The 21784-nt window shown below is 60.6% G+C and carries 23 protein-coding genes; 22 read left to right on the forward strand and 1 reads right to left on the reverse strand.

Going from position 1 to position 21784, the window contains the following annotated elements:
- The first annotated feature begins 48 nt into the window (after positions 1–48).
- The 14 genes from mreC (at position 49) to ACTQ40_RS04110 (ending at position 13582) form a co-directional block, all read left to right on the forward strand.
- Positions 49–990: a rod shape-determining protein MreC gene (gene mreC / locus ACTQ40_RS04045; RefSeq protein ID WP_427794828.1), complete on the forward strand. Its 942-nt coding sequence runs from the start codon at positions 49–51 to the stop codon at positions 988–990.
- Positions 991–1002: 12 nt separating this feature from the next.
- The gene (locus ACTQ40_RS04050) at positions 1003–1569 is read left to right on the forward strand and encodes a hypothetical protein (protein WP_441563402.1); all 567 of its coding nucleotides are present in this window, start codon (positions 1003–1005) and stop codon (positions 1567–1569) included.
- 13 nt (positions 1570–1582) lie between these two features.
- The gene (gene mrdA / locus ACTQ40_RS04055; RefSeq protein ID WP_441537884.1) at positions 1583–3652 is read left to right on the forward strand and encodes a penicillin-binding protein 2; all 2070 of its coding nucleotides are present in this window, start codon (positions 1583–1585) and stop codon (positions 3650–3652) included.
- 9 nt (positions 3653–3661) lie between these two features.
- On the forward strand, positions 3662–4888 hold the full coding sequence (locus ACTQ40_RS04060) for an FtsW/RodA/SpoVE family cell cycle protein (protein WP_441563403.1): 1227 nt from the start codon (positions 3662–3664) through the stop codon (positions 4886–4888).
- Between the two features lie 18 nt (positions 4889–4906).
- Positions 4907–5836 (forward strand): YcjF family protein, encoded by a 930-nt coding sequence (locus ACTQ40_RS04065; protein WP_441563404.1) that lies wholly within the window; start codon positions 4907–4909, stop codon positions 5834–5836.
- Positions 5837–5845: 9 nt separating this feature from the next.
- Positions 5846–7723 carry a TIGR03960 family B12-binding radical SAM protein gene (locus tag ACTQ40_RS04070; protein WP_441563405.1) on the forward strand — a complete coding sequence of 626 codons (1878 nt, stop codon included), beginning with the start codon at positions 5846–5848 and terminating at the stop codon, positions 7721–7723.
- Complete coding sequence (locus tag ACTQ40_RS04075; protein WP_441563406.1) at positions 7720–8532, forward strand: TIGR03936 family radical SAM-associated protein; 813 nt, start codon at positions 7720–7722, stop codon at positions 8530–8532. The genes ACTQ40_RS04070 and ACTQ40_RS04075 overlap by 4 nt, the downstream gene beginning before the upstream one ends.
- A 67-nt stretch (positions 8533–8599) precedes the next feature.
- The gene (gene rplU / locus ACTQ40_RS04080) at positions 8600–8974 is read left to right on the forward strand and encodes a 50S ribosomal protein L21 (RefSeq protein ID WP_035138585.1); all 375 of its coding nucleotides are present in this window, start codon (positions 8600–8602) and stop codon (positions 8972–8974) included.
- 33 nt (positions 8975–9007) lie between these two features.
- Positions 9008–9265, forward strand: a complete 258-nt coding sequence (gene rpmA / locus ACTQ40_RS04085; protein WP_154516202.1) for a 50S ribosomal protein L27 — start codon at positions 9008–9010, stop codon at positions 9263–9265.
- Between the two features lie 85 nt (positions 9266–9350).
- Entirely contained in the window at positions 9351–10817 is a 1467-nt protein-coding gene (obgE, locus tag ACTQ40_RS04090; protein WP_195838549.1) for a GTPase ObgE, read from the forward strand.
- A 3-nt stretch (positions 10818–10820) separates the two neighbouring features.
- Positions 10821–11498: a nicotinate-nucleotide adenylyltransferase gene (gene nadD, locus ACTQ40_RS04095; RefSeq protein WP_427718693.1), complete on the forward strand. Its 678-nt coding sequence runs from the start codon at positions 10821–10823 to the stop codon at positions 11496–11498.
- An 87-nt stretch (positions 11499–11585) separates the two neighbouring features.
- Positions 11586–12119 carry a bis(5'-nucleosyl)-tetraphosphatase (symmetrical) YqeK gene (gene yqeK / locus ACTQ40_RS04100; RefSeq protein ID WP_195838562.1) on the forward strand — a complete coding sequence of 178 codons (534 nt, stop codon included), beginning with the start codon at positions 11586–11588 and terminating at the stop codon, positions 12117–12119.
- Between the two features lie 27 nt (positions 12120–12146).
- The gene (gene rsfS / locus ACTQ40_RS04105; protein ID WP_427726898.1) at positions 12147–12602 is read left to right on the forward strand and encodes a ribosome silencing factor; all 456 of its coding nucleotides are present in this window, start codon (positions 12147–12149) and stop codon (positions 12600–12602) included.
- Between the two features lie 230 nt (positions 12603–12832).
- On the forward strand, positions 12833–13582 hold the full coding sequence (locus tag ACTQ40_RS04110) for a transposase (protein WP_195838550.1): 750 nt from the start codon (positions 12833–12835) through the stop codon (positions 13580–13582).
- Positions 13583–13753: 171 nt separating this feature from the next.
- Here ACTQ40_RS04110 and dinB read toward each other — a convergent pair whose 3' ends face one another.
- Positions 13754–15010, reverse strand: a complete 1257-nt coding sequence (gene dinB / locus ACTQ40_RS04115) for a DNA polymerase IV (protein ID WP_427717584.1) — start codon at positions 15008–15010, stop codon at positions 13754–13756.
- A gap of 201 nt (positions 15011–15211) precedes the next feature.
- On the opposite strand from dinB, the gene rpsP reads away from it, so the two are divergent.
- The 8 genes from rpsP to ACTQ40_RS04155 are packed head-to-tail and all read left to right on the forward strand — an operon-like array spanning position 15212 to position 21692.
- Positions 15212–15562, forward strand: a complete 351-nt coding sequence (gene rpsP / locus ACTQ40_RS04120; protein ID WP_427717582.1) for a 30S ribosomal protein S16 — start codon at positions 15212–15214, stop codon at positions 15560–15562.
- Between the two features lie 42 nt (positions 15563–15604).
- Positions 15605–15850, forward strand: coding sequence for a KH domain-containing protein (locus ACTQ40_RS04125; RefSeq protein WP_441563432.1), 246 nt, complete (start codon positions 15605–15607; stop codon positions 15848–15850).
- 34 nt (positions 15851–15884) lie between these two features.
- A complete protein-coding gene (gene rimM / locus ACTQ40_RS04130; RefSeq protein ID WP_441563407.1) occupies positions 15885–16376 on the forward strand; it encodes a ribosome maturation factor RimM in 492 nt (163 codons plus the stop codon).
- Positions 16377–16386: 10 nt separating this feature from the next.
- Positions 16387–17145: a tRNA (guanosine(37)-N1)-methyltransferase TrmD gene (gene trmD / locus ACTQ40_RS04135; protein WP_441563408.1), complete on the forward strand. Its 759-nt coding sequence runs from the start codon at positions 16387–16389 to the stop codon at positions 17143–17145.
- A 2-nt stretch (positions 17146–17147) separates the two neighbouring features.
- Entirely contained in the window at positions 17148–17711 is a 564-nt protein-coding gene (lepB, locus tag ACTQ40_RS04140; RefSeq protein WP_427795662.1) for a signal peptidase I, read from the forward strand.
- Positions 17712–17770: 59 nt separating this feature from the next.
- Positions 17771–18682: a glycine--tRNA ligase subunit alpha gene (locus ACTQ40_RS04145; RefSeq protein ID WP_006236091.1), complete on the forward strand. Its 912-nt coding sequence runs from the start codon at positions 17771–17773 to the stop codon at positions 18680–18682.
- Between the two features lie 3 nt (positions 18683–18685).
- The gene (gene glyS, locus ACTQ40_RS04150) at positions 18686–20782 is read left to right on the forward strand and encodes a glycine--tRNA ligase subunit beta (protein WP_441563409.1); all 2097 of its coding nucleotides are present in this window, start codon (positions 18686–18688) and stop codon (positions 20780–20782) included.
- A gap of 34 nt (positions 20783–20816) precedes the next feature.
- Positions 20817–21692 carry a pyruvate, water dikinase regulatory protein gene (locus ACTQ40_RS04155; protein ID WP_154516238.1) on the forward strand — a complete coding sequence of 292 codons (876 nt, stop codon included), beginning with the start codon at positions 20817–20819 and terminating at the stop codon, positions 21690–21692.
- The last annotated feature ends 92 nt before the right edge of the window (positions 21693–21784 follow it).

Genomic DNA, 21784 nt, shown 5'->3' on the forward strand with positions numbered 1-21784 from the left:
TCTTCGGGTTTCTCTTCAAATCTGAATACCAAGCGACAATCAACGGGTATGCGCCCGTTGATTGTTTTCAGCCTGATTTCTGTGTTGCTGCTCACGTTTTACATTCGAGAGGGCGAGGCCGGGCCGATACATGCCGTGCGCTCGGGCGTCACGACAATCACCTCTCCGGTGCGTTTCGTTGGCTCGGCGGTGGCGGCGCCATTCAATGCCATCGGCAACGTGTTCTCCAACCTCACCGCTTCGCAGGAGTCGCTCGACGACCTTAAGAAGCAAAACGAGGTCCTCACTTCCAAGGTCGCGGAGCTTTCCGAGGCCCAAAAGACCGCTGAGCGCCTTGAGGGTCTGGTGGGCCTGCAGTCGACCTATAACCTCAAGTCCACTGCGGCTCGTATTGTCGGAGCCTCGGGTGACGCTTGGACGTCGACCGTCACCATCGATAAGGGTTCTGCCGACGGGCTTACCATCAACATGCCCGTGACGAGCTCGGCCGGCGTCATCGGCCAGATTATCGAGGTTTCGGCCAAGACATCGACCGTGCGCCTGATTGGCGACGAGAACTCTGGTGTGTCCGCCATGGTGCAGGACACGCGCGCACAAGGCATGCTACAGGGCCAGCCCGATGGCACGCTGCGTCTTGAGTACGTGAGCGTCGACTCCGATGTTAAGGTGGGCGATATCATCGTGACCTCGGGCATCGGTGGCGTGTTTCCCAAGGGACTGCCGCTCGGCACCGTGTCTTCGGTCGAGAAGTCGGCTAACGACGTGTACTACACCATTGTGGTACGTGCGCAGACCACGGCCGAGAACAATGAGGAAGTGCTCGTCATTACCTCGCTCACCGACGAGCAGTCGGCTTCGGACGATGATGTGAGCTCGGCCAATAGTGCCCCGCAGGGCACGTCGCGCGATGCTGCGACTCAGTCTAAGGACGAGAAATCGGATGATGATTCCGACACGGCCGAAGCGTCCGATTCTGGATCGAGCGAATAGGGAGGCATGTCCATGGATCTACACGAGCAGGGGACTGGCTCCCGCGCCTTTGCAATCGCCGCTATCGTCTGCGTGCTGCTGCAGGCGGGACTGGCACCGCAAATCTCTATCGCGGGCGGTCGCGTCAACTTTATGATCATCTTGGTGTGCCTGAGCGTGTTTTCGGGCGACCCTACGCGTGCCGTCGTGTGCGGCTTTTGCAGCGGTCTGTTTTACGACCTTTCCGCCGCCGTTCCGGTGGGCGTTATGTCGCTGCTGCTGACCGTGGGCAGTTTTGCTTTGGTGCACAGCGCGGCTGGTCAGACGGGCGGCTCGCCGGGCGCGCGCGGCATTACCGTGGGCGCCTTTGCGCTTGCCATCAACGTGGTCTACAGCATCATCTTGCTGTTTATGGGTCTGGAGACGAGCTTTGTGGTGGCCATCTTTGGGCACGCTCTGCCGTCCTCGATCCTGACGGGCTTGATTGCCATTCCGTTTTTGATGTCCGGCGCCGCTCCGCAGTCTGGCTATGGGTTCTCCGCGCGCGGTGGGCGTCAGACGGGCATGCGCTTTAAGCCCAAGACCCGTAAGCTCAAATAGGGGAGGCCTCAAGATGTCTTCCCAGTTGACGGTTGTTGTCGCCGGTATCGCGCTGGTCGTGGCCATTGTGGTCGCGCTGGTCATCATGCGCCGCGGCGACTCCCGCTTTACCTACGACACACAGCACGGAACGGCCCCGCGCGCCACCGAGGGCGAGGGCAATACGGCCGCCACGGCCTTCAAGGGCCGTTTTTCCATCCTCACCACGGGCGTGGGTGCCATGTTTGCCGCGCTTGCCGTTAAGCTGTGGGGCATGCAGATGGTCTCGTCGGACTACTACGACAAGCAGGCCAAGAGCAATCAGACCCGTACCGTTACCACGCCGGCCGTGCGTGGCCGCATCTTGGACCGCAACGGCGTCGCACTGGTGCAAAACCGCCCCTCGCTCGCCGTCGTCGCCTATCGCGATCTTGCCGACGACAAGGTGCTGGTGCGTCATCTTGCCAACGTGCTCGGCATGCCGTATGTCGCGGTGCTGCGCAACATCCAGGACAATTCCGAGGGCGCGCAGAGCCTGCATACGATCGCGACTGACGTGCGCCGCTCTACCGTCGCCTACATTCAGGAGCACGCCGGTGAGTTTCCCGGCGTGAAGATCGCCGAGCGCACCGAGCGCCAGTACCCGTATGGCGAGACCGCCTGCCATATTTTGGGCTATACCGGCACCATTACCTCCGAGCAGCTCGAGGCGCAGAACAAGAAGTCGTCGGACGGCAACGAAAGCGCGGCTGGCCAGATCTCGTATCAATCGGGCGATATTGTGGGTCAGGCGGGCGTAGAGATTTACTACGAAAATCTGCTGCAGGGCATTCGCGGTGAGCAGACCGTGAAAGTTGACGCCTCGGGTAACGTTACCGGTCAAGCCGGCGCCGTTCCCGCCAAGGCCGGTTCTGACATTAAGCTTACGCTCGATCTTAAGATTCAACAGGCCTGCGAGACGGCTCTGGCGAATGCCATTGAGCTTGCCAAGACTGCGGGCCATAGCAATGCCGGCAACGGAGCCGTGGTGTGCCTCGACCCCAACAACGGCGAGATCTTGGGCATGGCAAGCGAACCCAAGTTTGATCCTTCTGTCTTTATCGGCGGTGTTTCCAATGACGTGTGGACCGAGCTTAACGATGACGAGGGCTCGCATCCGCTGCTCAACCGCGCCATTAGCGGCCAGTACATGTCCGCCTCGACCATCAAACCCCTCTCGGCGTTGGCTGGCCTCGAATTTGGCACGTACACTTCGAGTCAAACGACCAACTGCACGGGATATTGGACCGGCTTGGGCAAATCTTGGGGAAAGTACTGCTGGCTGCACTCCGGCCACGGCACGATGACGCTGCAGTCCGGTATCGCCAACTCCTGCGACCCCGTGTTCTACGATATGGGCAAGGCCTTTTTCTACAACGACCAGCATCCCGAAGGCCTGCAAGAGGTCTTTCGCCGTTGGGGCCTGGGCAAGACCTGCGGCATCGACCTGCCGAGTGAGGGTGCGGGCCGCATTCCCGATGCAGAGTGGAAAGAGTCGTACTTTACCGACGCCTCGGCCGAGGACCGCAAGTGGAATGCCGGCGATATGACCAACATCGCCATCGGCCAGGGCGACATTCTGGTGACACCGCTGCAGATGGCCTGCGCCTACATGGGTATTGCCAACGGCGGCAAACAGTATGTGCCGCATGTGTTCTTGTCTGCTGTCTCGCGTGATGGCGACGGCGATGCCTACAAGTACAACGGCAAGGGCAAAAAGAAGCGCCTTGAGGCCCAAATTAACAACGACGCCGATCTTGCGCTGGTCCGCAACGGCATGCACGATGTGATTTACTCGGCGTCGACTTCGACCGCCGCGCACTTTAACTCCCTGACCCCTACGGTCTACGGCAAGTCCGGCACGGGCGAGAAGAGCGGCGAGGACGATTACGCGTGGTTTTGCGCCTACGCGCCGGCCGATGACCCCAAGTACGTGATCGCCACTGTCTTGGAACAGGGCGGTGGCGGCTCCGATACCGCGCTGCACGTTGTGCGCGATGTCCTCGGTGCGATTTATGACGAGCCCGACACGTCGACGGCCACGGGCGATTCCTCGGTTCGATAGGAGGTTGCGATGGACTTTTCGCCGGCGGACCTGTTCCGCTCAACCAAAACCGGCTCTCGCAGCAGCCTGGACCGCGTCAACAAGCAGATTTCCGCATCGCGCGGAACGTTTCGCCAAAAGGTGCACGTCGGCGTGCTGTTGGCGACTGTGGCGCTCGTCACCTATGGCGCCATTATTATCTGGTCCGCCTCGCAGTTTAAAGCCGACGCCTCGTTCTCGCGTCACCTGCTGGGTATCGGTATTGGCGCGGTGCTGGCGGTGCTCGTCTGGCGCACCGACCTGCGCGGCATTTCCAATTTTTCGACGGCCCTGCTCGTCATCGACCTCATCGTGATCTTCTCGCCTAAGATTCCGGGCCTGTCCTACACGGGCGGCTTGGGAATGACGGGTTGGATCAAGATTCCCGGTATCGGTTTAACATTCCAGCCCGTTGAGCTTGCCAAGCTCATCACCATCTTCTTTATGGCCACGCTTGGCTCGCAGTACAACGGGCGCATCGATACCGCTCGCGACTACATTAAGCTCTGCGGCATGCTGTCCGTTCCGTTTTTGGCCGTCGTCGCCATGGGCGATTTGGGCTCGGGTCTGGTCGTGCTGGTGTCGGGCGCCATCGTCATCTGCATGAGCGGTGCGCGCCGCGAATGGGTGCTGTCGACTTTGGCTCTGCTCGTGGGTTTCGTGGCGCTCGTCCTGGCGCTCGATTCGGTCTTCGATTCGCTGCTCGGTCACGATGTGCTCATTAAGCAGTACCAGATGAATCGTCTGACGGTCTTTATCGACCCCGACAACGCCGATTCGGACGATGCGTACAACCTGCAGCAGTCGTTGATCGCGGTCGGCTCGGGCGGTTTCTTTGGTAAGGGGCTGGGGCATGCGACGCAGTCGGCCGGCGGCTTTCTGCCCGAGTTCCATACCGACTTCGTCTTCGCCTTTTTGTCAGAGACGTTCGGCTTCTGCGGTTCCTTTTTGTTGCTGTGCCTGTATGTGCTGCTCATCTTCTCGACGATCCGCGTCGCCTTTAAGTGCGAGTCTCTGTTTCTACGCTTGTCATGCGTGGGTATTGTCGGCATGTGGGCATTTCAGACGTTCGAGAACATCGGCATGTGCATTGGCATGATGCCGATTACCGGTATTCCGCTGCCGTTCATTAGCTTTGGTTCGTCGTCGATGATGATCCAGTTGCTGACGGTGGGTATCGTACAATCCATATGGCGGCATCGTTCGGGCGCCGCATAACCGCTGGAGGGGTTTGCCATGAAGATTCCCGTGGAAAAGCTGACCCGCGCTTTTAAAATGGGCGCGACCACCAAGAGGGATTCCGATACGCCGGTGCGCGTTTCGGTCTACCTGGATTCGACTGCCTCGCGTTTTTTGGTCGAGACGGTGCGCGATGCCTTTGTGCCGCAGACGACCTCGGGCATTGTGCGCGTTGAGCGCCTGGGTGAGGAGCGAATCGTCCCCAAGACCGATACCGACGTGGTGCTGGTGCTTTCGTGCGGTTCCGACCGCCTTGAGAGCTCCGTGCAGGAGCTCGTCATTGCCGGCGCGCCCGTGTGCGTGCTGGCCGAGTCCGCTGTCGAGGTGCCTTTTATCCAGGAGTCCACGCCCATGCTCGGCGTGGTAGCGGCCACCGATAAGACGTATCTGCTCGAGACGCTCGCCCGCTGGATCCTGGACCGTACGGAAAAGGAGACGGCCTTTGCGGCGAACTTTGCCTTTATGCGCATCGCCGCCGCCAACCGCATCATCACCTCGTGCGCGCTTACCAATATGGCGACGGGCGCGCTGGTGTTTTTGCCGGGGGCCGATTATCCCGTTATGGCGCTGGCGCAGGTTGGCATGCTCTTTGAGCTTGCGGCCATCTTTGGACGCGGCATTAAGCCCGAGCGCGGCTACGAGGTCGCGGGCGTGCTTGCCGGCGGCTTGGTAATGCGCGCCGTCACTCGCGCCCTGGTAAAGCAGACGCCGCATATCGGCTTTGCCGTCAAGGCACTGACCGCCGCCGCCGGCACCTATGGCATGGGTCGTGCGCTCGTGTCTCTCTACGAGCGCGATATCGACTACAGCCGTGCCAACGAGGTGGTTGGCGCCACGTTCTCGCGCGTCCGCGACCTGGTGACCACGGTTGCCGGCGCTACCCGTCCCATGAATCCTTTTGAGGATGCATCCGATCTTGCTGCTTAGGGGTTTCTTTTGCGCGTTCCATACCAAGACTGTTTTCATTTGATCGAGCCGCTGCTCGCGAAGGTCGAAAAGCCGAGTCGCTATATCGACCACGAGTGGGGTACGCTCTCCAAGGCCGATGCCGACTATCGTTGCTGCATGATTTACCCGGACGTGTACGAGGTCGGCCTGCCCAACCAGGGTATCGCCATCCTGTACAACATCCTTAACCAGGCCGAGGGCATCTCCTGTGAGCGCGGTTATGTGCCGTGGCCCGATATGGCCGATGCCATGCGCGAGGCCGGTATCCCGCTGCTGTCGCTCGAGGGCGCAGCGCCCGTGGCCTCGTTTGATATCGTCGGTATGCACGTGCCGCACGAGATGGCCGTGACAAACTTTCTCGAGGCGCTCGACCTCGCCGGCATTCCGCTGCTGGCGGCCGACCGCACCGAGGACGATCCCATCGTCGTCGCCGGCGGACCTTCGGTTTATAACCCCGAGCCGTATGCGGCCTTCTTCGATGCCATCCTGATTGGCGAGGGTGAGGAGTCGCTGCTCGAGATCTGCCAGTTGCATCGCCGCCTGCGTGACGAGGGCGTCCCGCGCGCCCAGATTGTCGAGCGGCTCGCGACCGTCTCCGGTACCTATGTGCCCTCGCTGTACGAGGTGCGCTATGACGAACCCTGCTCACCGCACGGCTATACCGTGCCGCGCGAGGGTAAGGACGTCCCGCCGGTGGTCTACAAGCGTGTCGTTGAGGACTTTGGCGCTACCAATCCATTGTCGCAGTCGTGCGTGCCCTATGCGCAGCTCGTTCACGATCGCCTGTCTATCGAGATCCTGCGCGGCTGCGCTCGCGGTTGCCGTTTTTGCCAGGCCGGCATGACGTATCGCCCGGTGCGCGAGCGCTCGGCCGACCAGATTGTGTCCTCGGTGATCCAGGGTCTGGAAAAGACCGGCTATGACGAGGTGTCGCTCACGTCGCTTTCGACCACCGATCACTCCTGCATCCGCGACGTGCTTGGCAGGCTCAACCGCCGCTTGGAGGATACGGGCATTCGCGTGTCCATCCCCTCGCAGCGCCTGGATTCGTTTGGCGTGGATATGGCCGAGTCGGTCGCCGGCGAAAAGAAGGGCGGCCTGACGTTTGCCCCCGAGGCCGGTAGCCAGCGCATGCGCGACATCATCAACAAGAACGTGACCGAGGAGGACGTGGACCGCGCGGCCAAGGCGGCCTTCGAGGCCGGCTGGAACCGTATGAAGCTCTACTTTATGATGGGTCTTCCCGGCGAGCGCGATGAGGATATCGTGGCCATCGCTAACCTGGCCGATCACGTGCTGGAACTCGGCCGCTCCGTGGTGCCCAAGGCGCGCCGCGGCTCCATCTCGGTGTCCATCTCGGTGTCGGTGTTTATTCCCAAGGCCGCCACGCCTTTCCAATGGTGCCCGCAGCTCGATTACGACGACGTCAAACGCCGTCAGAAGCTCCTCATTACGAGTGTTCGCAACCGTGCGGTCCGCGTGCACTACCACGATGCCGAGACCTCGCTTATCGAGGCGGCGCTGTCTCGTGCAGGCCGCGACATGACGCCGGTCATCATCGATGCCTGGCGTGCCGGTTCGCGTTTTGACGCCTGGGTGGAGCATTTCTCGCTCGATAACTGGAAGGAGGCCGCGGCCAAAAACGGCATCGACCTCAACGAGCTCGTGCACCTGCCCTACGAGCTGGACTGGCATCTGCCCTGGGAGCACGTGAGCCCCGGCTGCTCGCGTGGCTTCCTCGAGCGCGAATACCGTCGCTCGCTGGAGGGTGTCACGACGCCCGACTGCACCCGCACGTCGTGCACCGGCTGCGGAATCTGCCCCACGCTCCACGCCAAGAACGTATTGGTGGGTGATCGCGCATGAGTGAGCGCTTGACCGACAACTCCACGCTCTTTAGGCTGCGCGTTCGCTACGGCAAGCGCGACCGCCTTAAGTACCTTGGCCATTTGGAACTAATCCATACCATTGAGCGTATCGTGCGTCGCGCGGGGCTGCCCTATGCTGTGACGCAGGGTTTCTCGCCGCATATGCGTGTGGGCTTTTCGTCGGCGTTGCCCGTGGGCACGTCGTCGACCTGCGAGTGGTATGACCTGTTTATGACCGAGTTCGTCGCGCTCGACGAGGCCTTTGGGCGACTGGCCGCGGCATCTCCGGCCGATTTGGCGCCCATCGAGGCCGCATACATCGACGTGCGCACGCCGGCGCTGACGGCCCAGCTCACGCGCCTGTCGTACCGCATCGACCTGCACCTGGACCCTGAGTCACCCGTGAGCGCCGATGAGGTGCGCGCCGCGATTGACACGTTGCGTGCGGCCCACGGCATCGACTATGCGCGCGGCAAAAAGAGCAAGCGCCTGGACTTGGACCATACGCTCGTGGGCTACGAGCTTAAGGCGGGGGAGCGCCCGGAGCATCTGGTACTCATACTCGACACCCATGCCGACAACGAGGGCTCCATGCGTCCGGAAATTTTGCTTTCTGCTGCTGATGTTTTGTTGCAGGGCTTGACCCCGGGCGTCGATGCACCTATTGTTTCCACCGGTATGCAAGACCTCGTGACCATCTGCTCCTACGATGTCGAGCGTCAGAATCAAGCATGCGAAGACGACGAGGGCCGACTCGTCAGCCCCATACCTGTGCGAACTTGTGGATTTGCTCCACATACTCGTTGACGGGGGTATTATCGCCTGCTACTATATTCGGCTGTTGCACTAACTGATGCATGAAGGGCAAGTAAACATGTACGCAATCGTTAACACGGGCGGCAAGCAGTACAAGGTCGCCACCGACGATGTCATCACCGTCGAGAAGATCGAGGGCAATGAGGGCGACAAGGTCACCCTGCCGGTCATCTTCCTCAACGATGGTAAGAAGATCGTCACCGATCCCGACAAGCTGGCCAAGGCCAAGGTTACCGCTCAGATCGTTGAGCAGTTCAAGGGCGAGAAGCAGCTGGTCTTCAAGTTCCACAAGCGTAAGCGCTATCGTCGTCTGAAGGGTCACCGTCAGCAGCTCACCAAGCTGAAGATCGTGAAGGTTCAGGCTACCTCCCGCGCCAAGAAGGCTGTCAAGGCAGAGGCTGAGGCTGTTGCCGAGGCTCCCGTCGCCGAGTAGATTACACTCGTAACGAAAGAGTAGGTATACACAATGGCACACAAAAAAGGACTCGGTTCCTCCCGTAATGGCCGTGACTCCCGCGGTCAGCGCCTTGGCACGAAGCGCTTCGCCGGCCAGACGGTAACCACGGGCACGATTCTCGTCCGTCAGCATGGCACGCACATCCACCCGGGTGCGAACGTTGGCCGTGGCAAGGACGACACGCTGTTCGCGCTGGTCGACGGTACCGTTGAGTTCCACAAGGGTATCAAGCACAGGGTCAGCGTACGCCCGCTCGCGAACGCGTAATTCACCCTTCATAGAGCACATATGTGGGAGGCACTTGAGTTTTAGGATTCAAGGGTCTCCCTCTTTTTTGTAGGAGGCGATTCTGTTGTCACAGTTCACCGATATCAGCCGCATTAACGTTTGCGGCGGCGACGGCGGAGCCGGATGCATGTCGTTTAGGCGCGAGGCATTTGTTCCCAAGGGCGGCCCCGATGGCGGCGACGGCGGTCGTGGCGGCAATGTCGTCATCCAGGCCGATGCTCAGCTGTCTTCGCTGATCGATTACCGCTTTAAGCATCACTTCCGTGCCGAGCGCGGCACGCACGGCCAGGGCGCCCGTCGCAATGGCAAGAGCGGCGAGGACCTGATTTTGAAAGTTCCCATGGGCACCGTAGTCCGCGAGCTCGATCCCGAGACGCAGACCCCGATGTTCGAGATTGCCGACCTGGTGCACGATGGCGAGCGCGTTGTCGTGGCACCCGGTGGGGCCGGCGGTCTGGGCAACACCCACTTTGTGACGTCGGTGCGCCGCGCGCCCGCGTTTGCCCAGCTGGGTGAGCCTGCCGAGGAGCACTGGATCGAGCTCGAGATGAAACTTATGGCCGATGCCGCGCTCGTGGGCTTTCCCTCGGTGGGCAAGTCCTCGCTCATCGCGCGTATGAGTGCCGCCCGTCCTAAGATCGCCGACTACCCGTTTACCACGCTCGTGCCCAATCTGGGCATGGTGCGTGCCGGCGAATATTCTTACGTCGTTGCCGACGTCCCCGGTCTCATCGAGGGTGCGAGTGAAGGCAAGGGCCTGGGTCACCAGTTCCTGCGCCATATTGAGCGCACTGCTTTGATTATGCACGTTGTCGATATGACGGGCGGTTTTGAGGATCGCGATCCGGTCGAGGACTATCGCATCATTAACCGTGAGCTCGAGCAGTATGGTGCCGAGCTCTCGGAGCGCCCGCAGATCGTCGTCGCCAACAAGTGCGATGCGCCGGGCACGGCTGACAAGATTGCCGACCTTAAGCGCGCGGCGCTCGACGACGGCCACATGTTTTTTGCCGTTTCCGCCGTTACGGGTGCCGGCCTCAACACGCTGATGCTTGCCGTGGGCGAGCAGGTGGCTAAGCTCCGCGCGGAGCTTGCGGTTTCCGATGAGCCGGTCGATTTGCGCGACGAGGAGTGGGAGCGTCGCCGCCTGCAGCGCGAGAAGCGCTTCCGCATTGTTGAGGAAGAGCCCGGTGCTTTCCGCGTGGTTGGTCGCGCGATCGAGCGTATGGTTATCCAAACCGACTGGGAAAACGAGGAAGCCGTCATCTACCTGCAGCATAAGTTTGCCCGCATGGGTGTCGACGACGCGCTCGAGAAGGCCGGCTGCCGTGCGGGCGACGAGGTTCGCATTTGCCAGCGCGCCTTTGACTTTGAGGGCGCCGAGGACTTCTCGGAATACGAGGACGAGCTCGAGGATGCAGGCGTTGAGGTTATTGACGTAGCGGCCGAGGGTGCGGACGTGGCTCATGTCACCGAGGGCTCCGAAGGCGCTACCGAAGTCGACGTTATTGAGACCCCGGAGGGCGAGTAAGCCATGTCGCTGCGCGGTGGAATCGGATTGCCAGAGCTGCCCATCAAGGATGGGCACGAGTTTCGGCTTGGCATTATGGGCGGCACCTTTGACCCGATTCATTACGGGCACTTGGTGACTGCCGAGCAGGCTCGCGAGTCGCTCGACTTGGACGCTGTGCTTTTTATGCCGGCCGGCTCTCCTGCCTTTAAGCTCGACAAACCGGTGACGCCTGCCGAGGACCGTTATGCCATGACGGTCCTCGCGACTGCCGCGAACCCGGCCTTTTTGGCAAGCCGCTTCGAGATCGATCGTGCCGGTGTCACCTATACAGCCGATACGCTGCGTGCCCTTCGCGAGTTTTACCCGCCACAGGTGAAGCTTTACTTTATTACGGGTGCCGATGCGATTATCGATATTGTGACCTGGCACAATGCTCACGAGATTGCCGAACTGGCAACCTTTATCGCTGCGACGCGTCCCGGCTTTGACATCGATACGGCCCGGTCGAGGATTAAGGAATCGGGGCTGCCCTTCGATGTGCGCTATATTCAGATTCCGGCGCTGGCGATTAGCTCGACCAACATTCGCAAGCGGGTTGCCCGCGGCATGAGCGTGCGCTATCTTACGAGCGAGTCCGTGCTCGGCTATATCCGTAAACGCGGCCTGTATGCCGATCTTGGGCAAGACGATTTTGATTGACGGGGGGAAACGTTGTCGGTAGAAGATCAGTTTGAGGGCGACGAGCGCGCGCTCTTGACGCGTATCCACGAGTTGCTCGATGTGCGCATGAAGGATAAGCGTAAGCGCTACGTGCATTCGCTCGGGGTTGCCGAGACGGCGCTGCACCTAGCCGAGGTATACGATGTCGACCGCTTTGATGCCGCTGCCGCCGGCCTGATCCATGACTGGGACAAAGTACTCTCCGACGACGAGCTGGTCACGCGCGCTCTGCATTATGGCATTAAGATTGCCGGCTCTCCGTCTGCCGCGACGCCGCTTTTGCATGGCCCGGTTGCCGCCTATGAGCTTCCGCAGCTTTTTCCCGAGCTGTCGCCGGCGGTCTTTCAGGCTGTCGACCGTCACACCGTGGGCGCTTGCGACATGACGCCACTCGATATGGTGGTCTTTGTGGCCGATGCCATCGAACCCAACCGCCATGGCGATTATGCCCATGCGCTGCGCAAGATGGTGGGGAAGTCCTCGCTCGACGAGTTGTTCTTCTCCTGTTTTGCGCAGGGTCTGGTCTATGTGATCCAGTCCGGGCGTTATCTTTATCCCACGGCTATTACGATTTACAACCATTACGCCCAGCTGCGCTAGTTCGGGCTGTCTAGAAAGAGGTATTCCATGGCCGATGAGACCATGACCGACGAGCAGATTCTTGAAGGTGCGGAGCACAAGAGTTTCGTGGCCACGTCCGACCGCACCGCCGCGACGCTCTCCGCCAGCGGTGTCGCCGCCGAGGATGTCGCCCGCGCTGCCGCGCAGGCCGCCTACGACAAGAAAGGCGAGGACGTTCAGGTGCTCGACCTGACTGAGCTTTCCGATGTGTGCGACTACTTTGTCCTTGCTACCGGCACCAACAACCGCCAGGTTGATTCCATCGTCGACGAGATTGAGGAGAAAGTCGCCGAGGCTTGCGGCGAGCACCCGTTTTCCATTGAGGGCCGCGAGCAGAAGACCTGGATGCTCATGGACTACGGTTCGGTTGTCGTCCACGTTTTCACTCCCGAGGCACGTGAGTTCTACCGCCTCGAAAAGCTCTGGGGCGATGCTCCCCAGCTCTCCCTGGACCTCCTCTAGTAGCTCATTTGGGACGGGGCTTTTTTAGCTACCCTCAAGTGTTTCGCCGGGCAGTTGCGTTTTTCCGCGGCCGCCCGGCTTTCTTTTTGCCCAAAAGTAGCTAATTTGGGACGGGGCTTTTTTAGCTACTACCTACCGTTCGCCGAACATCGCGATTTATAGCTCCCCGTACGTTTTTTTCTACTCTGGCTCGGGTAACGTAATTGTCATCTGTAGAGGAGGGGATGCGTATGACTCGGACTGCGCGAGAAATCTCTGTATATGGTTTTTACCATGTCGTCCAAAAGGGATGTGCCGACCAACTCATATTTGAGGATGACGAAGATCGGCTCTATCTGATTCGGCTGATTGCTTCGAAATGCCAGAAGTTTAAAGTGGATGTCATCGCGTGGTGCCTTATGGATAACCATATTCATCTTCTGCTTGACGACGAGCATGTTCATCTGAGCGATTGCATGCATTCGATTACGACGGCGTATGCCATGTATTTCAACTCAAAGACAGGCAGGAAGGGGCCTGTTTTCCAGGATCGATTTAAGAGTGTGCCGATCCTCGATGATGATCAGCTGCTCAACTGCGTGAGATACATTCACGACAATCCCGCGAAGGCGAGGATTGGGACCGCTTCGCTGTATCGATGGAGCAGCTTTCGCGAGTATATGGGATATCCGGGTATCTGTAAAACGGATTGCGTTCTCGGGTTGCTCGGTGACTCTCAGAGATTTTTTGCCTTCAGCACCTCGGGTGAGCCCAATCGCTATTGCTTCCGTGACGGCGCTCATGTGAGCGACACAGATGCGCTGGAGTTTGCGCAGGCGCTTCTTAAGCCGTACGAGCCTCATCACCTTAAGGCTTTGCCAAAGGGGGCGCGCGATGCCTGCATTCGTACTTTGAAGAGCGAGGGCTTTTCGATTAAACAGATCGTCCGTCTTACGGGCATTGGACACTGCACCATACAAAAGGTCAAAGTCAAAAAATAGCTCATTTTGGACGAGGTCTGTGTTGCGACCGCGTCAGGTATGGGTTGGGTAGCTAATTTGGGACGGGGCTATTTTAGCTAACCCTACAAATCGGTTGAGTTTTATTTCGGCCCCGGGTGATTCGCTGCCAGCTGAAGGGTAGCTAAAAAAGCCCCGTCCCAAATTGACTACTTAGTGGGAGGAGAAGCGTGATTGGCGGCCGAAGGATAGGGCGGTGTCGCCGAACTTGTCTCGGACTGCGTCGATGGCGACGGAGAGGTCACGGCGGTCGCTGGATTGGGCTCCGCGGTCGTCGACTTCGCAAAACAGGTCGGTCTGTATGCCGCCTTGATGATTGAAGTCACTCATGCCTATGCCGGCAAGGCGTACATGCATTCCTTCCTGCCAGATGTTGTCGAGCAACTCGATCGCTACCGCCACAAAGATGTTCTCGTCGTCGGTGGGATGGGGGAGTCGTCGCTGTGCCGAGCGACCGCTGCCGTACGAGTACTTAAGTTTGAGCGTCACCGTGGCGCCGGTAAGCCCCTGGCGGCGCAGGCGACGTCCGACGGATTCGCCCAATAGTGCAATCGCCGCTTCGATGTCCCCGCGCTCGGTCAAATCTTTCGCAAAGGTGCGCTCATTGCTTACCGACTTGACCTCACGCTCTTCATCGAGGCTCGTGACTTCGGAAACCTCGAGCCCCAATGCACGCTGGCGCATGCGCTCGCCGTTAACGCCAAAAATCGCAGACAGTGTGGATTCCGGTGCGCGCGACAGCTCGCCCAGCGTGTAAATCCGCATGCGGCGCAGCCGCTCCTCGGCCGAGCGCCCGATACCGCTCATGGCAGAAACAGGTAACGGTGCCAGAAAACGCTGCTCAGTTCCCGGGCGTACGACCGTAAGCCCAAACGGCTTGTCTCGCTCGCTTGCAATCTTGGCTACCGTTTTGTTGCAACCGACGCCGATGGAGCAGGTCACCCCCAGTGCCGCCACGCGATCGCTGATGCGTCGTACGACGAGCAGTGGGTCCTCGGGCGCAAAGCGGCCCGGCGTGATGTCGATAAAGGCCTCGTCGATGGACACGCGCTCAACGCGTGGTGTCTCGTCGGCAAGAATATTCATGACCTGTGCGCTGACCTCGTGGTAGCGATCGAAATGCCCGTGTGTCCAAATGGCCTGCGGACAGAGGCGGCGCGCCTCGGCCGAGGGCATGGCGGAGTGCACGCCAAAGCGGCGTGCCTCGTATGAGCAGGTGGAGACGACGCCGCGCGATTCGGCGTCTCCGCCCACGATAAGCGGCTTGCCGCGCCACTCGGGATGATCGAGCATCTCCACACTCGCAAAAAACGCATCGAGATCCATCAGGCCCACCGCCGGACCCGTCCAGGGCGGCGGCGTGACGCCCGCAGTATCCTCATAACCGTATGTATGTTCGCATCTTTTCATGGCATGAGTATACCGCGCAGCTCATGTGGGGTGCGTGGATGTGCTTGCAAATCGCGAATTCTTGTCTAAGATATGGATTTGCCTTCGACTACACCGAAGAAGTTGGTCTCACGGACTTCACCTGCCCGCGTCGATGGCGTATTATGTTCAACTGTTTGTTTGTAGTTGCAGCCTAAAGCTGCTTGGTTGGAGGAGTTTCCTTTGGCAGTCAAGATTCGCCTTGCTCGTCACGGCGCTAAGAAGCGTCCGTACTACCGTGTCGTCGTCGCCGATTCCCGCGCCCCGCGTGACGGTCGTATCATCGAGGAGGTTGGCCGCTACAATCCGATGACCGCCCCCAAGACCATCAACCTCGATCTCGAGAAGATTGCTGACTGGCAGTCCAAGGGCGCTCAGCTCACCGACGCTGTCGCCGCCCTGGTCAAGGCCGCCAACGAGGGCGAGAAGACCGAGACCGTCGTCAAGAAGTCCAAGAAGCAGCTCGCCAAAGAGGCCGAGGCCGCTAAGGCTGCCGCTGAGGCCGCTGAGGCCGCTGAGGGCGCCGAGGAGTAAATCGTGCCTGAGGTTGACGCTGCACAGCTCGAGGGTGAGGCAATGCTCTCAGATCGCATCGCCGATCTCGTCGAATATCTCGTTGTTCAGATCGTCGACGACCCGGATTCCGTGAGCCTGGAAGTTATCGATGGCGACGATGCCTCAACTATTGAGGTTTCGGTCGCCGAGTATGACGTAGCTAAGGTCATTGGCCGTCGCGGCCGTACCATCAAGGCCATTCGCACGCTCGCCCGTGCACTGGCCGCTCGCCTCGACACTTCCGTCGAGGTAGAGGTTCTGGGCTAGGACCTTGAGGTCCCAGTACAAAAACATCGCCCGTGTGGTTAAGCCGCATGGAAGGAAGGGGGAGGTCCTCGCGCAGCCGCTGCGGGGGCTTCCTTCTGTATTGGAGCCGGGTATGCGTGTCGCCCTGACGCCACCGGCGCTCAAGCGTGACCGCTTTTGCACGGTTACATCCGTTACCGATACGGGCGATGGCGATCTGGTTTCGTTTGAGGGCATTGACGACTTGACGGCCGCCGAGGGCATCACGGGTTGTTTCGTTCTGGCGAACCGTGATGACTTTGAGCTCGATTCACTCGATGCCGCCTATACCGACCTTATGGGTCGCGAGGTGGTTGACGAGCGCTTTGGGTCGCTCGGAACGATCGTTGAGATTATGTCGACGCCTGCCAACGACGTTTGGGTTGTCGAGGGCAATCGGTACGGCGAGGTGCTGATTCCCGTGATCGAGCAAGTTGTGCTCGATCTTCCCGATCGGGGAGCAATATCCGTCCACGTTATGGACGGCTTGATCGATATGGACAAGTAGGGAGGACAACATGCTGATCGAGACCCTTTCGGTCTTTCCCGAGATGTTTGAGCCCGTCATGTCCACATCGATCTTGGGCCGTGCCCGCAAGGCCGGCCTTTTTGATTTTAAGGCGTATAACCTGCGCGACTGGACGCACGATCGCCATCGTACCGTCGATGACGAGCCGTACGGCGGCGGTCAGGGCATGCTCATGAAGGTCGAGCCCATCGCTGAGGCCATCGAGGCCATTAGCTCTGAGGGCCCCAAGCCCACCGTGGTGTTCTTTACGCCCTGCGGTGAGCCTTTTACGCAGCATGTAGCCGAGCGCCTGCTCCAAAGCGAGCGCCTGCTGTTTGTGTGCAGCCGCTACGAGGGTGTCGATGAGCGCGCGTATGCCTATGCCGACGAGCGCCTGTCGATCGGCGATTATGTGCTCACGGGCGGCGAGCTGCCTGCTATGGTCGTTGCTGACGCCGTCGTGCGTCTGATTCCCGGCGCGCTTGGTGACGAGATGAGCAGCGTTGACGAATCATTCTCGACCGCCGAGGACGGTGGGCTGCTCGAGTACGCGCAGTACACCCGTCCTGCCGAGTTTAACGGCGAGGGCGTGCCTCCCGTGCTTGTAAGTGGTGACCACGCCAAGGTTGACGCTTGGCGCCGCAAGAACGCCATCGAGCGCACCTGTCGCTGGCGTCCCGACTTAATTGAGACGGCGCGGCTTACGCCTAAGGAACGCGCGTATGCGCAGAAGATTTTGGACGCTTCGTATTCGCAGAGCGAGGAGTGAGAATGGTTCCGTCGCAGCATTCCATGCTAAAGGGCGCGTTTGAGTGGGTCGTGGTCGTCGCAATCGCGCTCGTGGCCACCTTCTTGATTCGCACCTTTGTGGTCGAGCCCTTTGTGGTTCCCACCGGTTCCATGGAGTCCACGATTGAGATTGGCGACCAGATCCTGGCGCAAAAGGTGACGCTTGAGCTCGGCCAGCCTGTCAAACAGGGCGATATTGTGGTGTTCCACAACCCCGATGGCACCTCTGAGCACGATGTGCTCGTCAAGCGGGTCATCGCTACGGCCGGCCAGACGGTCGACCTGCAGGACGGCAAGGTGGTCGTCGACGGCCAAGCGCTCGACGAGGACTATACGACGGGCATGAGCTGGCCACTGTCGGTCCAGGCGCCTGGTGCTCAGGTGAGCTATCCCTACACCGTCCCTGACGGGTGCGTGTGGGTGATGGGCGACAACCGCGAGAACTCAGCCGACTCACGCTACTTTGGCCCGGTCGACCGTTCGGACCTGATCGCCGTGGCGCTCGTGCGTTACTGGCCGCTCAACCGTCTGGGCGCTATCGACTAAAAACCGCTATAGTACAGTACCTAACCGTGTAATCGTTTCGACGAGGGGATATTAGAGGCATGAACGCTTCATCGCTTTCCTTCCAAGACATCATCCTGCGCCTCCAGCAGTACTGGGGCGAGCAGGGCTGCGTCATTATGCAGCCCTATGACTCCGAGGTCGGTGCCGGTACCTTCCATACCGCGACCACGCTGCGCTCGCTCGGTCCTGCTGAGTGGCGCACCTGCTATGCGCAGCCCTGCCGCCGTCCCGCCGACGGCCGCTACGGCGAGAACCCCAACCGCATGCAGCACTACTATCAGTTCCAGGTGCTCATTAAGCCCTCGCCGGTCAACGCTCAGGAGCTTTACCTGGGGTCTCTTGCCGCCATTGGCCTGGATCCCAACGACCATGACGTCCGCTTTGTCGAGGACGACTGGGAGAGCCCGACGCTCGGCGCCTGGGGCCTTGGCTGGGAGGTCTGGCTCAATGGCATGGAGGTCACGCAGTTTACGTACTTCCAGCAGGTGGGCGGCATCGAGGTCGACCCCGTGCCCGTCGAGATCACCTACGGCCTGGAGCGCATCGCCATGTACGCCCAGGGCGTCAACTCCGTCTATGACCTGGTGTGGAGCTATTTGCCCGACGGCACGCCCATGACCTATGGCGACGTGTTCCTGGAGAACGAGCGCGAGTTTAGCGCCTACAACTTTGAGGTCGCTAACGTCGAGATGATGCGTCAGAAGTTTGACGACTACGAGGCCGAGTGCCACTCCTGTCTGGAGCGCAAGCTGCCGCTGCCCGCATACGACTGCGTCATGAAGTGCAGCCATGCCTTCAACCTGCTCGATGCCCGCGGCGCCCTGTCCGCAGTCGAGCGCGCCAACTACATCCTGCGCGTCCGCGCGGTCGCCAAGGCGTGCTGCGAGGCCTATATGGCCGAGGTTGCCGGAGTTAACGAGAATGCCGACCAGGAAGGCGAGGTGGCGTAAGCCATGGCAGACGCTAAGGATTTCCTGTTTGAGATCGGTACGGAGGAAATGCCCTCCGCACCGCTGAACAATGCCGTCAAGCAGCTTGGCGATATGATCGCCAAGGGCCTCGACGAGGCCGGCCTGGCCCATGGCGAGGTCCGCGTGATCTCGAGCCCGCGTCGTCTGGCTGCGCTCGTGACCAACGTCGCCACCGCGACCGATGAGGTCCACGAGGTCAAGCGCGGCCCTGCGGCAAACATTGCCTTCGATGCCGACGGCAACGCCACCAAGGCCGCTCAGGGCTTCGCCCGCAAGTGCGGTGTGGCCGCCGAGGACCTGATCCGTCGTGAGGATACCGACGGCCGCGAGTACGTGTTCGCCGAGAAGAACATTCCCTCCGCGCCGGCTACCCCTATTCTGACGGCCCTGTGCGAGAAGACGATCGCCGGCCTGCAGTGGCCCAACTACCGCAGCCAGCGCTGGGGCCACGAGCACGCGACGTTTGTGCGTCCGGTCCGTTGGATCTGCTGCCTTCTGGGCGAGGACGTTGTGCCCGTGACGTTTGCCGATGTGACGAGCGGCAACACCACGCGCGGACATCGCGTGCTGGGCGCCGGTGACCATGTTGTCGCCAGCCCCGCCGTCTACGAGCAGGTGCTCGAGGACGCCGGCGTGCTCTCTGCCGAGCGTCGTCGTGAGGCCATCCTTGCCGGTATTGCCGAGGTCGAGGCTGCGCGCCCTGGCTGCCATGTCGATACGCCCAAGAAGGTCTTCGAGGAGGTCATTAACCTCTGCGAGTGGCCGACGGTGCTCGTCGGTACCTTCGACGAGGAGTTCCTCAAGGTCCCGCACGAGATCATCTGCGAGTCCATGCTCACCAACCAGCGCTACTTCCCGATCTATGACGGCGAGGGTAAGCTCACGCGTGAGTTCGTGGTCGTCTCCAACAGCAAGCCCGAGAATGCCGAGCGTGTGATCGACGGCAACGAGCGCGTCGTGCGCGCCCGTCTGGACGATGCCAAGTTCTTCTACGAGGAGGACCTGAAGATCTCCCTCGACGAGTTCCGTGAGCGTCTGGCCAAGGTTGCCTTCCAGGAGAAGCTCGGCAGCGTGCTCGCCAAGTCCGAGCGCATTGAGCAGCTCGCGCTCGCTATTGCCCGCGAGGCCCATCTGGGCGCCCACCTCGCTGCCGATGCCGCTCGTGCCGCGCACCTGTGCAAGGCCGACCTGGTTTCCAACGCCGTCGTCGAGTTCACGAGCCAGCAGGGCGTGATGGGTGGCTATTACGCAACTGCGATGGGGGAGAACGACGAGGTCGCCCACGCCATTCGCGATCACTATCGTCCCCGCTTTGCCGGCGATGAGCTGCCCGAGGGCACCGCTGGCTGCATCGTGGCCTGTGCCGACAAGCTCGATACCATTGCCGGTATCTTTGCCATCGGCGAGCCCCCGACCGGCTCTTCCGACCCCTACGCGCTGCGTCGCGCCGCTATCGGCATTATCAACATCCTGCGCGATCGTCTGCCGATCGACCCCACGACGCTCATCGACTTTGCCCTTGAGCTCTATAGCGAGCAGGGCATCGAGTTCGACGCCGCCGAGGTCGCCCAGCAGGTCCGTGACTTCTTCCACGGCCGTCTGGTGAGCATGGCCCGCGACGAGAAGATTCCGGCGGATACCGTCGCCGCCGTCTCCGCGGTGCACATCATCGCTCCGTCCGTCTTCTTCGCCCGCTGCGCCGCGCTCGACGAGGCCCGCAAGAACGATGCCGAGACCTTCGACAACCTGGCTACTGCCTATGCCCGCGCCGCGCACATCTCCAAGCCCGAGCTGGGCATGGAGTGCGATCGCAGTCTGATGGGTGAGGCCGAGCTCGCGCTCGCCGATGCCTCCGAGGCTGCTCAGATCGCTGTCGATGGCGCCCTTGCTGCCGAGGATTATCCGGCCGCATTTGCCGCCCTTGCCGCCCTGCGTGCCCCCATCGACCGCTTCTTCGACGAGGTTATGGTCATGGACAAGGACGAGCAGCTCCGCGATAATCGCCTTAAGCTGCTCAACCGCTTCGAGGCCGTTTTCTCTGGCATCGCCAACATCGGTGAGCTTGCCCGCAAAAAGTAAGCCAGCCTGCGCATAAGCGCAAAAGGAGCCCCGCATGGATTGCCCGGTCACCGCACGTCCCACCGTTATCGTTATCTCCGACTCGCTCGGTGATACCGCTTGTGAGGTGGTGCTTGCGGCGTCCGGGCAATTTGATGAAGGGGCTTTTCGTCTCTTGCGCTTGCCCAAAGTGAACTCGGTGGAGCAGGTCAAGTCGTTTGTGGGCCCGCGCGTCGATGCGGACCATCGTGATATCGCCGTGTTCCACACTATCGTCGATCCGGCGCTTCGCGCCCGCGTGCTCGATTACCTGGGTATGCTGCATATTCGCTCTGTCGACCTGATCGGTCCGACCCTTGCCGTGCTGTCGTCGCTCATCGGTGTGCCGCCCAAGGGCGTTGCGGGCGTTATTCACAAAACGGATGACCGCTATTTCCACCGCATTGAGGCTATGGAGTATTTCGTTGAGCACGATGACGGGCGCGGTTGCGACGACCTTTCGGGGGCCGATATCGTGCTGCTGGGCGTGTCGCGTACGTCCAAAACGCCGCTGTCGATGTATTTGGCCTATCAGGGTTACAAGGTCGCAAACGTTCCGCTGGCGCACGGCATGGAGCCGCCGAAGTCGATTTACGAGGTCGACCCGATGCGCCTGTTCGGCCTGATTTCGACCGTTGACGTCATTTCTGAGATTCGCGACAGCCGCTTGGGCGATGACTACGCCCGCGCCGTCGCCGGCTCCTATGCCGAGCCCGAGAGTGTGCGCAGCGAGCTTGAGGAAGCCCGTGCCCTCATGAAGCGCCTAGGCTGTTTTGTGGTGCGTACCGACGGTAAGGCGATTGAGGAGAGTGCATCCGAGATCATCGGTCATTTGGAGGAAATCCAAGAAGCTCGAGCCCGTCGTGCCGCTCGCCGCGCTCAACAAAAGTAGCTAATTTGGGACGGGGCTTTTTTAGCTACCCCGGCTGAGGCCGCGAGCTTTTTGGCCGATTGCCGACGGGGTAGCTAAAAAAGCCCCGTCCC

The sequence above is a fragment of the Collinsella sp. Sow4_D11 genome (assembly GCF_052116465.1).
Lineage (GTDB): Bacteria > Actinomycetota > Coriobacteriia > Coriobacteriales > Coriobacteriaceae > Collinsella.

Coding starts and splice junctions, on each gene's coding strand:
- ACTQ40_RS04075 (WP_441563406.1), top strand. CDS start 7,720: ATGAGTGAGCGCTTGACCGACAACTCCACGCTCTTTAGGCTGCGCGTT.
- mreC (WP_427794828.1), top strand. CDS start 49: ATGCGCCCGTTGATTGTTTTCAGCCTGATTTCTGTGTTGCTGCTCACG.
- ACTQ40_RS04110 (WP_195838550.1), top strand. CDS start 12,833: ATGACTCGGACTGCGCGAGAAATCTCTGTATATGGTTTTTACCATGTC.
- dinB (WP_427717584.1), bottom strand. CDS start 15,010: ATGAAAAGATGCGAACATACATACGGTTATGAGGATACTGCGGGCGTC.
- yqeK (WP_195838562.1), top strand. CDS start 11,586: ATGAAGGATAAGCGTAAGCGCTACGTGCATTCGCTCGGGGTTGCCGAG.
- rsfS (WP_427726898.1), top strand. CDS start 12,147: ATGGCCGATGAGACCATGACCGACGAGCAGATTCTTGAAGGTGCGGAG.
- ACTQ40_RS04145 (WP_006236091.1), top strand. CDS start 17,771: ATGAACGCTTCATCGCTTTCCTTCCAAGACATCATCCTGCGCCTCCAG.
- ACTQ40_RS04050 (WP_441563402.1), top strand. CDS start 1,003: ATGGATCTACACGAGCAGGGGACTGGCTCCCGCGCCTTTGCAATCGCC.
- lepB (WP_427795662.1), top strand. CDS start 17,148: ATGGTTCCGTCGCAGCATTCCATGCTAAAGGGCGCGTTTGAGTGGGTC.
- glyS (WP_441563409.1), top strand. CDS start 18,686: ATGGCAGACGCTAAGGATTTCCTGTTTGAGATCGGTACGGAGGAAATG.
- trmD (WP_441563408.1), top strand. CDS start 16,387: ATGCTGATCGAGACCCTTTCGGTCTTTCCCGAGATGTTTGAGCCCGTC.
- nadD (WP_427718693.1), top strand. CDS start 10,821: ATGTCGCTGCGCGGTGGAATCGGATTGCCAGAGCTGCCCATCAAGGAT.
- ACTQ40_RS04060 (WP_441563403.1), top strand. CDS start 3,662: ATGGACTTTTCGCCGGCGGACCTGTTCCGCTCAACCAAAACCGGCTCT.
- ACTQ40_RS04125 (WP_441563432.1), top strand. CDS start 15,605: ATGCTCTCAGATCGCATCGCCGATCTCGTCGAATATCTCGTTGTTCAG.
- ACTQ40_RS04065 (WP_441563404.1), top strand. CDS start 4,907: ATGAAGATTCCCGTGGAAAAGCTGACCCGCGCTTTTAAAATGGGCGCG.
- mrdA (WP_441537884.1), top strand. CDS start 1,583: ATGTCTTCCCAGTTGACGGTTGTTGTCGCCGGTATCGCGCTGGTCGTG.
- rpmA (WP_154516202.1), top strand. CDS start 9,008: ATGGCACACAAAAAAGGACTCGGTTCCTCCCGTAATGGCCGTGACTCC.
- ACTQ40_RS04155 (WP_154516238.1), top strand. CDS start 20,817: ATGGATTGCCCGGTCACCGCACGTCCCACCGTTATCGTTATCTCCGAC.
- rplU (WP_035138585.1), top strand. CDS start 8,600: ATGTACGCAATCGTTAACACGGGCGGCAAGCAGTACAAGGTCGCCACC.